Origin of the sequence: Paenibacillus sp. Marseille-Q4541 (genome assembly GCF_018310695.1) — a bacterium.
Lineage (GTDB): Bacteria > Bacillota > Bacilli > Paenibacillales > Paenibacillaceae > Paenibacillus.
On sequence record NZ_JAGXCY010000018.1, the window covers coordinates 50,274 to 62,647 of the forward strand.

Annotated in this window: 15 protein-coding genes; 2 read left to right on the top strand and 13 right to left on the bottom strand. The window is 43.8% G+C overall.

Annotated features, from left to right (window positions below; all coding sequences use genetic code 11):
- Window positions 1-79: 79 nt before the first annotated feature.
- From KFT32_RS17125 to KFT32_RS17165, 9 genes are all read right to left on the bottom strand, one after another.
- A complete protein-coding gene (locus tag KFT32_RS17125; protein ID WP_211748455.1) occupies window positions 80-1,522 on the bottom strand; it encodes a radical SAM protein in 1,443 nt (480 codons plus the stop codon).
- 26 nt (window positions 1,523-1,548) lie between these two features.
- Complete coding sequence (locus KFT32_RS17130; protein ID WP_211748456.1) at window positions 1,549-2,349, bottom strand: prolipoprotein diacylglyceryl transferase; 801 nt, start codon at window positions 2,347-2,349, stop codon at window positions 1,549-1,551.
- Between the two features lie 51 nt (window positions 2,350-2,400).
- Window positions 2,401-2,649, bottom strand: coding sequence for a hypothetical protein (locus KFT32_RS17135; RefSeq protein WP_211748457.1), 249 nt, complete (start codon window positions 2,647-2,649; stop codon window positions 2,401-2,403).
- A gap of 161 nt (window positions 2,650-2,810) precedes the next feature.
- Entirely contained in the window at window positions 2,811-3,089 is a 279-nt protein-coding gene (locus tag KFT32_RS17140; protein ID WP_249435947.1) for a hypothetical protein, read from the bottom strand.
- Between the two features lie 374 nt (window positions 3,090-3,463).
- The gene (locus tag KFT32_RS17145; protein WP_211748458.1) at window positions 3,464-3,925 is read right to left on the bottom strand and encodes a DinB family protein; all 462 of its coding nucleotides are present in this window, start codon (window positions 3,923-3,925) and stop codon (window positions 3,464-3,466) included.
- A gap of 60 nt (window positions 3,926-3,985) precedes the next feature.
- Entirely contained in the window at window positions 3,986-4,504 is a 519-nt protein-coding gene (locus KFT32_RS17150) for a HugZ family pyridoxamine 5'-phosphate oxidase (protein ID WP_349304922.1), read from the bottom strand.
- Window positions 4,505-4,525: 21 nt separating this feature from the next.
- Window positions 4,526-5,299, bottom strand: coding sequence for an ABC transporter ATP-binding protein (locus tag KFT32_RS17155; protein ID WP_211748459.1), 774 nt, complete (start codon window positions 5,297-5,299; stop codon window positions 4,526-4,528).
- Between the two features lies 1 nt (window position 5,300).
- A complete protein-coding gene (locus KFT32_RS17160) occupies window positions 5,301-6,254 on the bottom strand; it encodes a FecCD family ABC transporter permease (RefSeq protein WP_481856348.1) in 954 nt (317 codons plus the stop codon).
- A 60-nt stretch (window positions 6,255-6,314) separates the two neighbouring features.
- Window positions 6,315-7,343 (bottom strand): helical backbone metal receptor, encoded by a 1,029-nt coding sequence (locus KFT32_RS17165; RefSeq protein ID WP_211748461.1) that lies wholly within the window; start codon window positions 7,341-7,343, stop codon window positions 6,315-6,317.
- Window positions 7,344-7,609: 266 nt separating this feature from the next.
- Here KFT32_RS17165 and KFT32_RS17170 point away from each other — a divergent pair, with 266 nt between their 5' ends.
- A complete protein-coding gene (locus tag KFT32_RS17170) occupies window positions 7,610-8,272 on the top strand; it encodes a lysoplasmalogenase (RefSeq protein WP_211748462.1) in 663 nt (220 codons plus the stop codon).
- Between the two features lie 50 nt (window positions 8,273-8,322).
- On the opposite strand, the gene KFT32_RS17175 is transcribed toward KFT32_RS17170, so the two are convergent.
- Window positions 8,323-8,637, bottom strand: coding sequence for a DUF2628 domain-containing protein (locus tag KFT32_RS17175; protein ID WP_211748463.1), 315 nt, complete (start codon window positions 8,635-8,637; stop codon window positions 8,323-8,325).
- A gap of 417 nt (window positions 8,638-9,054) precedes the next feature.
- Window positions 9,055-9,243, bottom strand: coding sequence for a hypothetical protein (locus KFT32_RS17180; protein WP_211748464.1), 189 nt, complete (start codon window positions 9,241-9,243; stop codon window positions 9,055-9,057).
- A gap of 241 nt (window positions 9,244-9,484) precedes the next feature.
- On the opposite strand from KFT32_RS17180, the gene KFT32_RS17185 reads away from it, so the two are divergent.
- The gene (locus tag KFT32_RS17185; RefSeq protein WP_211748465.1) at window positions 9,485-9,856 is read left to right on the top strand and encodes a hypothetical protein; all 372 of its coding nucleotides are present in this window, start codon (window positions 9,485-9,487) and stop codon (window positions 9,854-9,856) included.
- A gap of 71 nt (window positions 9,857-9,927) precedes the next feature.
- Here KFT32_RS17185 and KFT32_RS17190 read toward each other — a convergent pair whose 3' ends face one another.
- Together KFT32_RS17190 and KFT32_RS17195 are read right to left on the bottom strand one after the other, a co-directional pair.
- Entirely contained in the window at window positions 9,928-10,209 is a 282-nt protein-coding gene (locus KFT32_RS17190; RefSeq protein ID WP_211748466.1) for a hypothetical protein, read from the bottom strand.
- Window positions 10,210-10,403: 194 nt separating this feature from the next.
- Window positions 10,404-12,293, bottom strand: a complete 1,890-nt coding sequence (locus KFT32_RS17195; RefSeq protein WP_249435948.1) for a terpene cyclase/mutase family protein — start codon at window positions 12,291-12,293, stop codon at window positions 10,404-10,406.
- Window positions 12,294-12,374 lie beyond the last annotated feature (81 nt).

Below are 12,374 nucleotides of genomic sequence, written 5' to 3' on the forward strand. Positions count from 1 at the left end.
ATATTAAGTATTACTTGAATCAAATTCTTCTAACTGAATCCATCACCAATCCATTTCAATGGATCGCTTTATATGCATGTTAATTTTCATTCATAGGTACAATCTTAGCTTCTCTGTCCCAAGCCGTTACAATCTCGTTTTTTCGTTCTTTCAGCAGTTCTTCCTTATCGTCCCGATAGAACAAATTGTAGGTGTCAAAAGGAATCATCCGTCCGTCGGGATGAACAATGTGGACGCAGGACTTTTTGACAGAACGCACATCAAAGTTATGGGCATCTAGGAACTGCATAATAATGACCCGGAACACGTTGTCATAAGTAATCTCCTCTGGAACAGCTGCAAGCGGCAAGCAACATAACAGACTTTTGAGCGAAAGGGCAGAAGACTCTGGCGAATGGCCGGTCGACAATAGTTCAAACATTTTATCTCGGATCACAGGATCTTGTTCAAATACAATCGTGTTACTGTCACCTTCCAGCAAAATGTCGGGATCAATCATTCCTGTCAGCGGTATGACTTGTCCGCCAAGCTTTAGCGCATATCCCATTGCCAAACAGTCTGGATGACAAGGAACCGGCAAAATATCTTCTGCCCCAAAAACTTCAGACTGGTCAATAATCATCTGCCTCACTTCACTCACTGTCAGACGATCCGTTGCAGGATCATATCCTTCTAACCGACCTGCTGCCTGAATGGGCTGGATCGTCACTCCACGAACTGCCTTTTGCTTAAGACCATACTGAATAATGTCACCGATCTCCCCGTCATTTAGACCTTTTTTCAGTGTGACGACAAGGGTAGTAGAAATGTTGAATTCATTTAAATGGTCAATCGCCTGCTGGCGTATCCGTCTCAGATCTGCTCCTCTTAGTTCCTTTAATACATGTGCTTCAAAACTGTCAAACTGCAAATAAACTTCAAACCCAGGAGCATATTCAGATAACTGACGCGCAAACTCGCGATCCTGTGCAATTCGAATTCCGTTCGTGTTCACCATAATATGCTTAATGGGACGTGACTTACACATATCCAAAATCTCAAAAAAATCGGGATGTGTTGTCGGCTCTCCACCGCTAATTTGCACAATATCCGCTTCGCCTTCATTTTCGATAATCCGGTCTAACATAAATTCAATTTGAGTAAGTGATCGATAAGAGGTGCGATGCGGTGAGGATTCAGCAAAACATATCGGACACTGCAAATTGCAGTGATCTGTAATCTCCAGCAAGGTTAGGCAGCTATGCTGCTCATGATCGGGACATAGTCCGCAGTCATAAGGACATCCATATCGGATCGGCGTATTCCAGACGAGCGGCATTTCCGAAGGCTTAATAAACCTGCGGGTCTGATGGTAGTACTCCACATCCGTGGAGATAAGCACCTTTTCCGGCCCGTGAATGAGACATCTTTTGACCATATAGATTTTGCCGTCTTCTTCGGTAATCTTGGCTTCGACTTTACGATAACATGTGGTACATATGCTATTCGTTAGCTCGTGATAGAGATAAGGACGGTTAGGCATCGAATCGCTCCTTTTTAGGGTATAGATTAAGCTTTCATATGTGTACTACTTATCTTTTGATCTAAATTGTTCTTGCTTCTGATCAGCCAAGCATAATAGATCAAGCCAGCGATACAGGCGAGCTGAATATTGTTAAGCCCGAGGTAAGGGTGTAGTGTCGGCTTGATCCACTCAATCACAAAACGGAACAACAGATACCCGGCCATAAACCATTGGAACATACGCCCTGATGTGTAACTTACGCGAGTAGAAGAAGCGGAGCCTTTTCCACGGCTCTGTCGATAAAATGGGATCAGTACAGCAGCCAGCAGAATGAGGAAGGCAATCTCATATAGCTGGGCAGGATGGCGATAGATCCCATCGCCAAAGTCTACACCGGTGATCCATGTTGTCGGCGTACCGTAGGTATGGTCATCAAGCCCCGTGAGGAAACATCCGATTCTCCCTATGCATAGACCAAGAATAAGCGGATATACGAAATCATCTCCCGTGGAATGGGACCAGCCAACCCATCGTTTGGTAAGCTCTACCCCAATAAGCCCGCCGAGTAAACCACCTACGATCGTCTTGCCTCCCCATAAGATATTAAGTCTACTGAGCTCTTCCCAGGTAGCGGCCGGATCCTCCAGCCAAAATAACAGTTTTGCGCCAATCGCTGCGCCTAAGATCGTTCCCGCAAGGATTTGCAGACTCATCAGGCCCGACATACCGCTCGGTCTGCGTGTCCAAAGATATAGTCGGAACCCTAAAAAGTAGCTAAGCGACTCAAATAACACATGCGGATGTATCCGCAAGGATCCTAAATACAGATACACAGGGAAATCCATCTGCCCACTCCTTGATCCAAATAATAAAGTGATGATGTACACGAAATATAATTAGTAAGATAGCAGCAGGGCACCGCAGATCGAGATCAAAAGAACCGTCAGTCCCCCAATAATGGCAAGAATGGCAATAAGCACTTGCAGGAGGACACTTTTCTTACCCTTTTGTTCCTCCGTAGAAGATATCCCATTTGGGGTACAGTGATGAAGGCAGTATCCAGTCGCTGGATCATAACACTCCTCACATAATGGCTTACCACACCTTCTGCACTGAGCAACAGCCTGCTTGTGAGGATGGTTCATACAGAGAAACTCTCCCATTACTTCACCTCTATTGGTAAGTTTTGTTATTTAGCTATTGTAACGTTATTCTTAAGTTTAGGCTAGAATGTTATGCTCTGTTCAAAGCTATATATCGCATTTCCGCAACATTTGTAATCGTTAATCCTGCATACACCTATGCCTTACTTTTTCTTGATAAAAGGGTCATAGCCCTTTGCTCTTATTGCAGCAACCAGTTCTGGACTCATGGCAAAATTGGATGTCTCGTTCGTTTTGTAATCGACAGAAATGTTAAAATGTTGTTCTGTACTACCCACTACATTTCCCTCTAAAAGGACCTTGCTCGTTATATATCCAGGAAGTACTTCTTGCCCCGTTATCTCCACATCGAGCTCATACTTGTCTTTTAAATATTGGATGGCTGTAATTTTGGCCTGCGTAATCAAAGCTTGGTTATGCATTTTCTTTTCCATGTTGTCGTTATATATTTTTTGAAATCCCAGGGCCAATAAAATGATGATAATACAAGCTAAGAGCACCCTTAATGGTCGAAATTTCACCTTAATAACAATCAACCCCCTTGATATCCGTTGCTAATTAAAAAGCCAAGCCAGAACTCAGATTCCAAGTTATGTAATATAATAAGCCAAATAATGGCTATACAAAACCTTTATTTCAATAATTTGGTGCTCATTCTCCGTATTGTATACACGAAAAAAGCCCGAGAGATTTGTCTCCCGAGCTTTCGATCTGCCCACTTGCAGGCTCTCTATTTATGCGTTTAACTCTATTATGTCTTGGCACTTCGTATGTTTCTTATCAAACTACTAAATCTCTATACTTGCTTCGCTGCATGCAGCTTCCGTAAATATGAGATTTGTCCCGCATGAATGCCGGTATGATACATGAGACGACCTACCGCCTCAAGCGGTGTGGAATCGCCAATAGGACATTTTTTCACCTCATTCCACTCTTCCTCAGACAGCTCCGACATCCCCTGAATAAGCCAGGTTTGAGAAGCTTCCAAGAACTGCACTAGCTCTTCTAAGTTTGTAAATGTTGCTTTACTGCGTGACGCTCCGCGGCCCGTATGAATAGCAAGCCCCTCTGGCATCGGTTTATTAAAAAACCAAGCTGCAAACATATACTCCACTTCGGCGTTATGTCTTAGCATGTAACCTATAGTGGACTCGTCCATCTGAAGTGCTAGTTCCTCTGTAGTCAGTTGCGTAACCATATTATGAAAACGGCTTTGAATTGCATTCCAGACCGGCATAATTGTATCAAACGTAGACATCCTATTTTCCTCCTCTCATCGTGTCTTCTTGGTTCTTTCCTCTTTCTCCTATATCCCTTACTATTTGGCACCAGCCCCGCTGGTATGTCCGTCTCGAGCCACATGTTTAATCTCTTCTCCCGCAAGGTCCAGATCAAAGGCGAGACCAAAGCCTGCCACATATCTTCCTTCTTGCGGAGTAAGCTCGAACAAGGAGAAATCTAAACCTCGCAGCATGGTCACCATTTTCGCTGGAAATTGCTCTTCAAAAAGAGCAAATACTTCTTCATTTCCTTCGTTACCCACATTCTTCGCTGTACAAGGGAAACGCGCCCGCTGTCTTGCGAAAAGATTCCCTGAATTTGCTTCATCTTCAACCAACAGCACGTCCACTCGTGGATATCGATCCATATGATGATAGTGGTTCGCGATCCGGCTAATATAGATGTAGATTTTATTTTCATACGCTACAAAAGGAGCATAGGAAATGAAGGGATTTCCCTCTTCATCCAAGGTGCTTAACATTACTGACCTTAGCTCTCCTATAAATTGCAAATACTTGTTCTTTATTGCTGTAATATCTATTTGGTTCATGTTCATGAACTCTCCACCCGCTCTATCCTAAATTTTATGAAGCACATGAATTCTTGGTTTTCTCTCTTTCGATAATTCCACTTCCGCTTCTACGCGGTACACACTTCGTATTAATTCTTCGTTCAAAATGTCCTCAGGGGTTCCATATGCTTTTCGCTCCCCATCCTGAATGACACAAACTTTATCGCTGTAAAGACTCGCGTGGTTCAGATCGTGCAGCACCATTACTACGGTAATCCCAAGTTCCTTATTCAGCGTCTTGACCAGTTCCAGAACATCCAGTTGATGCGCGATATCGAGATATGTGGTCGGTTCATCTAGCAGCAACAGTTTGGGACGTTGTGCGAGTGCCATGGCAAGCCAAGCTTTTCTTGACTCCCCGCCTGATAAAGAGTTAACCAACCTTTTCTCGTATTTGACCATATTCGTCTGTTCAAGCGCCCACTGAATGATCTCTCGGTCTCCCTGAGTCAATTGTTCATACCATTTTTTATGCGGCATCCGGCCAAAACTGACCAGATCCCCAACCGTCATATCCATAGGACTTACATTCGACTGGGACAGCATACATAGCTGCTTAGCTACTTCCCGAACATTCATTTTCTGGAGTTCCTTGCCGTCAATCGTGACCCCTCCGCTTTCGTAAGGAATAAGGCCAGATATGCTTTTGAGCAGCGTTGATTTCCCTGATCCATTTGGTCCAATAATGGAGACAATCTCTCCTTTTTGAACGGTGAGCGACAGGTTCTGAACGATCGGGCGTTCCCCGTAATGTACATGTACCGATTCCACCTGCAACATGCTACGCTCCTCCTTTTCGCATCAGGTATAGAAAATAAGGTCCTCCTACCATCGCCATCACAATACCTGCCGGAATTTCAAGCGGACTAAACATCGATCTTCCGATCGTATCAGCGGCAATCAAGACTACGGCGCCAAGAGCCAGACTGAAAGGAATACTGTATTTATAATCAGAACCGATCATCATGCGTGCCATATGTGGAACGATGAGTCCGACAAAGCCGACAAGTCCTACCATGGATACAGAGACAGAAGCAAGGAAGACAGCAACAAAAGAAAGCGTAAACCGTACCCGGTTAATATTTTGTCCGAGGTTGTGCGCTGCCTGCTCACCCAGCCGTAAAATATTGGCCTGCCTTATGCACAGAAATGCCATAATCCATCCCGCAACTGAGTAGGGGAGGATCGTAAGTACGGCATCCATTCCTTTTCCAGACAAACTTCCGTTCATCCATGAAAGAGCTGCTGGTAATTTATCACTGTACAGAATAGAAAGAAGCCCAATGACACCGCCAAAGACGGCATTCACCGCTACCCCTGATAAAATAATGCGGATGGGCGTTATTCCTTGTGTCTTGGTCCAAGCCCATCCGTAAACCATGGCAGCAGCGATCCCTCCACCTACGATGGCAGCAATCGGGATAAACGACGAGAACTCCGGCATCACCAGCATAATAAAGAGCACGGTTACGGCAGCTCCGCTGGAAACCCCAGTCAGTCCAGGGTCCGCGAGCGGGTTATGCATTACAGCTTGAAGCAGCGCGCCCGATACCGCCAGATTAGCCCCGATGATGAGAGCAAGTAACACACGAGGAATACGAATATTCCATAAGATCGTGTTCCACTGCTCACTGCCCGACCCAGTGATTGTCTGGAGGACTTCAGCGGGAGACAACCTAACACTGCCGATCCCAATGGCAAGAATGACGAAGATCAGTAAAATGAGATAAGTAATTGCAAGAAGAAACTTTCGGTTTCTCTGCTGCCTTGGTGTATTCACAAGCTCATGCTCCCCCTATTCTCCATATAAGACGGAGGAAAGTGCTTTATACGCATCTGGAGTTTTAGACAGTGAAGCAACACCGAACAGGTTGTAATCCAGCGTCTGCATTTTTCCATTCTTGAAGGCGCTCATTTTTTCCCAAGCTCCGTTTTTCTTCACATCTTCCTCGAACTTCTTCGCTACCGCTTCCGCATCACCGTGAGCCACAAGTAAGATTACATCTGGATCGGCTTCTACTATACTTTCCATATTAAAAGGAACATAAGTTTCGGTAGATTTCATCGTTTCTGCAAGAACGTTCGTTGCTCCCAGATTTCTAGCGAGACTACCTGCAAACGTATCTTCATTCATAAGCATAAGATAATCGGTAGAACCAAATAAAAACATAACAGAAGGGGCTTCTTTACCTTCTACTGATTTCACAATTTCTGCTTCCTGTTCAGCAAAAGAGCTCAGCACCTGCTCCGCCTCAGCTTCTTTACCATAGAGACGTCCCATGGCAACCATCGATGCTTTGAGCCCATCCAGAGAATCTACTGGGAGATAAGCTCCTTTTAGAGCAGCAGGCTCTAGCATTTTGTTGATGCTATCTTTGATAGATTCTGGTGACAGTATTACGTCAGGCGAAAGGCTTGCCATCATTTCAAGATCCGGCTGATGAGATGATCCTACTTTCTGTACATCTTTATAAGCTTCCGGCAGTTCACTCTGTGTAGTTGGTACACCCGCGAGTGGCAGACCGAGATCATTAAAGATTTCCGCAATCGCAACGGATAGCGTTACTGTAGTGCTTGGTGTTTTATTATCAAATTGAGATAAAATTTGTTCTACTTGTGCTTCATCTACGTTGACTTCCGCAGTAGCTTTATCTGCTTCTGGAGCGTTATTTTCCGAGCTATCCGTCGCTGTTGTGCTATCTGCTGTTACTTGCTGCTGTGCAGCGTTATTCGTCTCACTACCTGCCCCTTCCTGATTACCACATGCCGCCATAACAACCATTGTTAAAGCGATAATTCCTAACTTCCATGACCCTTTTTTCATTACAACGATTCCCCCTGATTTATTGTTATCTCTCTATGTAGACGAGTAATTGATAATGATTATCATTATATGTTTGTTGATAACCGTTATCAATGGACTTTTTCCGGTGCGCCATGGATCTTTTGTTTTATAGCGCTACGGTCGTAAATGAGTATTTTATTTGCTGTCTGACTACGATTCTATTATGATCTCTATGAGCATATATAACTGTACCGTCTTTATCCTAGATCAACGAAACTCTGCCCCATAAAAAGGAGCGTTATCCAATGCCACGTTCAGTAAAATATGCACTTCCATTTGTGATTTTGATGATGAGTGTGCTGTACATCTTTTTCATTCCTGAAGATCCGCTTGCAATCAAGTTATTATTTAAACTCATTCCGATGTGGCTAATTCTCCTCTATGGATTCCTTCAGTTTCAAGCCAAAAAACGTCCCGTTCACTGGTTACTGCTTGCGGGATTGTTCTTCTGTATGCTCGGCGATGGATTACTCGTCTGGTTTGTAGTTGGACTCACCGCTTTTTTAATCGGCCATCTGTTCTATCTCAGTGCATTTATAAGCCAGTGGCGCTATTCACCGATCCGAATGATCAGTCTTCTCCCTATCGGATGTTATGCCTGGTTTATGGGACATCGATTAGTCGAGTCCCTCCAACTTTCCGGTGATGATGCACTTATCTTACCTGTTTTGGCTTATGTCACAGTCATCTCGCTGATGTTATGGTCTGCTCTAATGACAGGTAACCTCATTGCCGGGATCGGCAGTCTTCTGTTTGTTATTTCTGATTCCATTTTATCCTGGAATATGTTTATCTCCCCTGTTTCTTATTCGGGTGTGCTCATTATGACGACTTACTACAGTGCACAGTTTCTGATTGCCATCAGCATAGGATCTTTGGGTGAGCGAAGGAATTCGATCGGCCTATAAAATGCAAAAAGAACCTTCTAACGAAGATCGTTAAAAGGTTCTTTTTTGATTTATGCCATTCGAGATATGATATTTCTATTTTCTAGTGCTGCGCGATCGTACTCATTCACTGGACGGTATCCTTTTTCCAGAAGCTCTTTAATATAGATCTTGTTGTAGACGAAAGCAAACACGAGCCCACAAACCCATCCACCAATTCCAAATGTGAAAGAACCAAAGGCAACGGTAAGAAGAAACATAATGAATGCCCACTTGAGATCTCCCCGGAATAACGCAGGAAAGAATGTAAAGAAAAATGTTGTCCAGCTGAACCCTACTTTAACGTCCTTCGTTACTCCTGCTTCATTAGCTAATACGACTCTCACTATTCCACACTCCTATTTGTTGTTAAAAAAGTTGCTTGTCACTACGATCCATCTTCCTTTTGAATATAGGTCTTATGTATGCATATTTGACAAAGAACATCTTTTTTTCTAGTTATTTATTCCTATTATATCGGTATAATTATCGATAAGTTTATAGAATAATCATTAAATTATTTCAAATTTGTAAAATTATATAATGTATTATCTCTTCTGATTTCTCTCGTTAGGTTTTTAGAACTATAAAATAAAACCCTCATAACCATCGGAGTCTACGTGTTCGTGAAACTTCGCATCTTGCGGATGATTGGAGGGATCTCTAAGAATTATGCCATATTCATCTTTATCTTACGCTCTTATTTTTTGCCATACTTCATTGCATCGAGAGCCGTTTCTCTATGAAATACTTCTTCCCACTGCTCATCGGTTCTTAGCACAATTCCTTCTCGATTCGTTCCGAGCCTGGTTCATTTCCGTGAAATACTCATCATCTTCATGCATCTCTTCTGCAAGAAACTCAGGTAATTCCTTAGACATAAAGCGATAAGCATAAATGACACCTATCAATATGTACACACAAACTGCTATTACAATCCACTTGATTACCAATACCCTAATTCCTCCTGATGTCTGATCTTGCTGCGCTAACATTCTAACCAAACCAGATCACATTCACAATGAATAAAATGGAATTAGTTATTACAATAGTTCTTCATACTGTGCATTTGCAACATTAATACAGCGCCACCGTCTTACAGTATAAGAAATGATTAATTTCTCTAACCCCTGCGAGGGATTCTGCTTATAAGGAGGAATCACCATATCTTTTTCCCAGATCCTACGTTTCCAAATGTTTATAACCCCGTTGTTGTTAATCCTTGTTATTCTGTCTGGATGTATCGATGAGAAAGGTACAAAAATTCAATCTACAAGTAACCCAGGACCAGGAGATTTTCTTACCCTAGCCGACGCAGATATCTTTCTACTGAGAGGCACTGTATATTCGAACGCAGAAGACATCGATTGGGTTCAGAAGATGGACTATACTTTAGGAAAAGTAGCCGGGGAAATTACGAAGCAAACTTCGGAACCTGAACTTTTTGAAAATGAAACTGCGAGCCGTCTTCCTGTAGGTTGCAAAATATATGAGACAAACCAGTCGTTTTACATTGCCGTTGTAAATGATAGAGAAATCCCTTATTTACCAATGATTGAAGGATAATAAGTATGAGATTGGAAAAAGAGACTACCGCTGTGGAGTCTCTTTTCTACATAAGTCCTCTATGAAAATAACTATCTCCCACACACCATTCTCCACATCTGTCTGCGGTGATCACGGTTTTGAGGATCTACACAGCATCCCATAAGCCACTGCGCTGCGTTCTCTCTTTCATGCGGATGAACCCGTACGCCAAGACAGTCGGACAGCTGATCAATCATGCCGCAGCATTTATGATGACATTTCAAATCCTGATATTTTTGTTTCCGGAGAATACCGCATACATTATGAAAATGTCTCGGATTCATCATTTTGTTACGGAACGTTCCCATTAAGCGAGGGTCAAGCTCTGCCATGCTTATTGTCTCCTTCTGGATTCGCCAAATTCTCGTCTACAAGCTTTTCACTCTTCTTCAGCTATTAAACTTCGCTTCATCAGCTCTATGACGGATAATCCAGCATATGCTTCCGCTACTCTATTGGACAGGGTATTTAGCTATAATCTATAGAAATAGACTCATGATAGCGTCCGAGTAATCGTATCTAACCGTCAGCCATATTTCTGCTCATAATGACTCAGCGTTAGCAAAGGCCAGATGTAAGGATAACTATGATAATAGATATAAAAATGACCCGGCAGTCCTGCTCCCGTCGGATATTCTCTTCGTTTACTTACCAGGTCCTGATTCCATTCGATCAACTTTTCCATTGCACTCTTCATTGCTTCGGTTGGTTCATCATAAATCGCAATGAGCGTATCCAGTGCCCAAGCAGTATGAACGATCGTAGAATAGGGAGCAGGCACATAATGCCTCAATACATCGCTTCGGCAAGACTCACCCCAACCACCATCTTGCAGCTTGATCCGCTGAAGCCAGCAGGCTGCTTTTCGAATGACCGGATGATCCTTTGGCACGCCTACCGCACAAAGTCCTGTCACCGCTGCCCATGTTCCATAAATATAAGTAACTCCCCAGCGTCCATACCAAGACCCGTCCTGTTCTTGATGCTGTATGAGCCAGTCTGTTCCTTTCTCTATTCGAGGGTGTGCCGAAGTCAGTCTACCGTAGGTTCCGAGCATCTCAAGCGTCCGTCCAGTCACATCCGCAGCGGAGGGATCGGACGCAGTATCTGAGAAATTACGGATCGAAAGCCAGCGAGAAGAAACTACGGCACTATTTTTCTCAAAAGCGGCCCAGCCTCCGTCTTTATTTTGCATGGTAAACAGGTAGCTTAGTCCTCTTCTCCAAGCCTCCTGAACCTCGGTATTTCGCCCAATCATTCCACTAATCGCCCGCATAGCCGCTTGCGTATCATCTACATCCGGATTCGAAGCATTGCTCTCCGAGAACCCCCAGCCTCCTGTATAGTGAGTATTGTTCCCGCCGTGAACCTTTCTTTTCTCCCGCTGCTGAAATCGTAGCAAATAACGAACCGATTTACGGATAACGGAAGCCTCCTCTGGAATACCTGCTTGCTGGAGAGCATAACTGACAAGTGCGGTGTCCCATAAGGTAGAGGGCGAATTTTGAATATGGGCCTCGCTGTTTGTGCTGCTGATCACCCCAAAAGACAACAACCCCTGCACAGCCTGTGTAATAACTGGGGAATCTTTCTGATAACCAAGTGCAAGAAGGGCATAAATCATAAAAAAGGTAGAACTCGCATAGCTGTAGAGCGTTCCGTCCTTTTCTATTTGCTGCAGGATGAATTGCTCTGCTTTTTGAAGAGCGGTTTCTGTCATACGGAAGTGAACGTATTTTGGTGTGAACGAGGTTTGATCTGCAAGCATCTCGTATTTATGAGTCGCATAGAGGTGATGGATATTTCGATTAGATGGCTGAAGGACTCTATATTTAAAATGGCTGAGGATGAGAAGCGGGGCGAAATGAGCCCGCACGTAGGAAGTCCACTTGTGAAAGCTAAGCGGTGCCCATTTGGGCAAGTGTAACAAAAATAAGGGCAGTGGATTCATTTTCGGCCAAGGATACAAACCATGTAAGGCAAGCATAAATTTCGTGGATGGATGAGCCTTTTCGACCCCGCCATTTTGCAAAATAAACATTTCGGCCTTAATCATTCGTGTATCTTCCCGGCTTAAAATACCCGTCATGAGCAGCGCGGTATATGCCTCCACTGTTGATGAAAGATGCCCCTCATCATCCTCCGCCTGTTTCCAGGCTCCATTCTCCGATTGCGTCCTGATAAGCCGCTGGGCAAGCAGAGTCATCCATTTGGATGATTCTTTATAAAAGTCTTGAGTTTCGAGCTGAGCCGCATTACGTGCACCCAGTATACTTAACAACATAAGCATAGAAGCATCTGTCATGGGACCTGTCTCAAAAACAAATCGCCAAGCGCCATCCACCTCCTGCTTCGATACGAGTTCATGAACGAGCCGAGCGATTTCGCTCTTTATTTTCACATCCTCCGGTTTCAATCCTCTCACCTCTTAGGGGCACCAAACCTAGTGTCCTATCTTCGAATCGTAGTTTGTTGCCATACTATGTCCAAGGCGAGA

Excerpts from the sequence above, each read along its gene's own strand:
- KFT32_RS17125 (WP_211748455.1), bottom strand. The coding sequence starts at position 1,522 with ATGCCTAACCGTCCTTATCTCTATCACGAGCTAACGAATAGCATATGT.
- KFT32_RS17130 (WP_211748456.1), bottom strand. The coding sequence starts at position 2,349 with ATGGATTTCCCTGTGTATCTGTATTTAGGATCCTTGCGGATACATCCG.
- KFT32_RS17135 (WP_211748457.1), bottom strand. The coding sequence starts at position 2,649 with ATGAACCATCCTCACAAGCAGGCTGTTGCTCAGTGCAGAAGGTGTGGT.
- KFT32_RS17140 (WP_249435947.1), bottom strand. The coding sequence starts at position 3,089 with ATGCATAACCAAGCTTTGATTACGCAGGCCAAAATTACAGCCATCCAA.
- KFT32_RS17145 (WP_211748458.1), bottom strand. The coding sequence starts at position 3,925 with ATGTCTACGTTTGATACAATTATGCCGGTCTGGAATGCAATTCAAAGC.
- KFT32_RS17150 (WP_349304922.1), bottom strand. The coding sequence starts at position 4,504 with ATGAACATGAACCAAATAGATATTACAGCAATAAAGAACAAGTATTTG.
- KFT32_RS17155 (WP_211748459.1), bottom strand. The coding sequence starts at position 5,299 with ATGTTGCAGGTGGAATCGGTACATGTACATTACGGGGAACGCCCGATC.
- KFT32_RS17165 (WP_211748461.1), bottom strand. The coding sequence starts at position 7,343 with ATGAAAAAAGGGTCATGGAAGTTAGGAATTATCGCTTTAACAATGGTT.
- KFT32_RS17170 (WP_211748462.1), top strand. The coding sequence starts at position 7,610 with ATGCCACGTTCAGTAAAATATGCACTTCCATTTGTGATTTTGATGATG.
- KFT32_RS17185 (WP_211748465.1), top strand. The coding sequence starts at position 9,485 with ATGTTTATAACCCCGTTGTTGTTAATCCTTGTTATTCTGTCTGGATGT.
- KFT32_RS17190 (WP_211748466.1), bottom strand. The coding sequence starts at position 10,209 with ATGGCAGAGCTTGACCCTCGCTTAATGGGAACGTTCCGTAACAAAATG.